At 71.9% G+C, this 1,853-nt stretch carries 2 protein-coding genes and 1 pseudogene; 1 reads left to right on the top strand and 2 read right to left on the bottom strand.

What is annotated here, in order from left to right:
• Together FV223_RS26540 and FV223_RS26535 are read right to left on the bottom strand one after the other, a co-directional pair.
• Nucleotides 1-295, bottom strand: a pseudogene (locus FV223_RS26540) (hypothetical protein); the annotation flags it as partial.
• Nucleotides 296-470: 175 nt separating this feature from the next.
• Nucleotides 471-968, bottom strand: a complete 498-nt coding sequence (locus FV223_RS26535; RefSeq protein ID WP_147729722.1) for an Hsp20 family protein — start codon at nucleotides 966-968, stop codon at nucleotides 471-473.
• Nucleotides 969-1,416: 448 nt separating this feature from the next.
• Here FV223_RS26535 and FV223_RS26530 point away from each other — a divergent pair.
• Nucleotides 1,417-1,853, top strand: a 437-nt coding sequence (locus FV223_RS26530) for a CHASE3 domain-containing protein (RefSeq protein WP_246689824.1), incomplete at its 3' end; no start/stop codon positions are given.

The following is a 1,853-nucleotide window of genomic DNA, read 5'->3' as shown; positions in this document are numbered from 1 at the left end:
GGCCTGCCCGGCGGACCGCCCGGTCGAGCTCGCCCAGCGCCGCGAGGACGGCGTCGACCGAGACCGGCTCGGCCCGGCTGCCGACGAGGCACCGCATGCCGGGCGAATCCGCGAGCACGCAGGCATCCGACGCCCAAGACGCCAGGATCGCGCGCTTGTCCGCCCGCGAGAGCGCGGGGTGGGCCAGGACCTCCCGCGGGTGGCGGAACACGTCGCCGGGGGCGACGAGCGCCTGCCAGGCCTCGAACGAAGCCGGATGGGCGCCGCCGCAATCATGCGCGCCATCGGGGTTCATGGCGCCGGAACCGGGATTCATGGCGCCGGAACGGAAAAGCTGCGTCTCCCTCATCGATGATCCTCCTTCCTGATGCGCGATGGGATGGACACACGGGCCGGAGCCCCCGCGCGGGCCCGCAGGCCAGGGCGGCACAAGGTTCACGGCCGTCGGAATCGAGGCGCGCGCCGGGGGCTCAGGCCGCCTTGCGCCCGGTCTCGATCCGGCTCGGCGCGTCGTCCTGGCTCAAGGCGTCCCGGCTCACGGCGGCCGCCGTGCCGCCGATCGGGATGCGCCGCGGCTTGAGGGCCTCGGGCACCTCGCGCTTGAGGGTCACGGTGAGCAGGCCGTGCTCGAGGCTCGCGCCGACGACCGTCACGTGGTCGGCCAGCTCGAAGGTCTGGCGGAACGTGCGGGTGGCGATGCCGCGATGCAGGATCCGGCGCTCGTCCTCGGGCGCCTTTCGCCGGCCGGCGACCAGAAGGCTGGCGCCGTGCTGCGTCAGCTCGATCTCGCCGGGTGCGAAGCCGGCGACGGCCATGGTGATGCGATAGGCGTCGTCGGCCACCCGCTCGATGTCGTAGGGCGGCCAGGTCGACGACGCCTCGGCCTGCGCGGCTCGGTCCAGCATCGCGAACAGGCGGTCGAAGCCGACGGTGGATCGGTAGAGCGGTGCGAAATCAAGGGTCCTCATGACCACATCCTCCTGGGAGCAACGTGATGACAAGGGTCGCCGGATGCCTTCCGGCGCCCGTGGGCGAGCCTTCGAACGGCCTCGCGCGCAGAAAATGCGAACACCGCGATCCGGTTCCCGGCCGGCTCCGAAAAATTCTCCTGGCGTCCGGCGTGCGATGCCGGGGGAGGGGGCCCGAACGCCCGGCCTCGCACGGACCCGCCGACGAGCTGCGGGACGGCGAGTCGGGGTCGCCGGCATGCGCTTCCACCGATGCAACCGGTAGGTTGTAGCAGGTGACGGCATCCGTATTCGCGCGGCCGCTTCGGCGTGCGCGCAACACTTCGTCGGTAGCGCGGGCTTAACCGCTTGCCGCGTAGAGGATGAACACCGCGTCCGAGAGGAAAAACTCGGTCTTGCGCCGTCATCCCGGGGCTTTCGAATGCGTACCGTCGTCGATCTACGCCTGATGACCAAGCTCCTGCTGGTCTTCGCGGTCATCATCGGCGCGGCCGGCCTCGCCGCGCTGGTGAGCTGGCGCGGCCTCGGCTCCGTCGAGGAGGCGCAACGGTGGCGCGATCACACCTACCGGGTCCTGGAGCAGGTCGAGGCGCTGACCACCGCCATGGTCAACCAGGAGACCGGCCTGCGCGGGTACCTGCTGAGCGCCGAGCCGAGCTTCCTCGAGCCCTACCGGGCCGGCACCAAGGCCTACGCCGATGCCCTCGCCCGGATCCGCGCGCTGGTCTCCGACAACCCGGCGCAGCTGCAGCGCCTGGGCGCGCTCGACCAGGACGCCCAGGCCTGGCACAACGGAATCGCCGAGCGCGAGATCGCGCTGATGCGCGACGAGCCGACGCGCGGCCAGGCGCGGCAGCTCGCGATCTCCGGCGCCGGCAAGGCGGC

It is taken from the genome of Methylobacterium sp. WL116 (assembly GCF_008039455.1).
Lineage (GTDB): Bacteria > Pseudomonadota > Alphaproteobacteria > Rhizobiales > Beijerinckiaceae > Methylobacterium.
The sequence above is the reverse complement of the archived record's forward strand: the minus strand, read 5'-3'. Positions and strand labels throughout refer to the sequence as shown.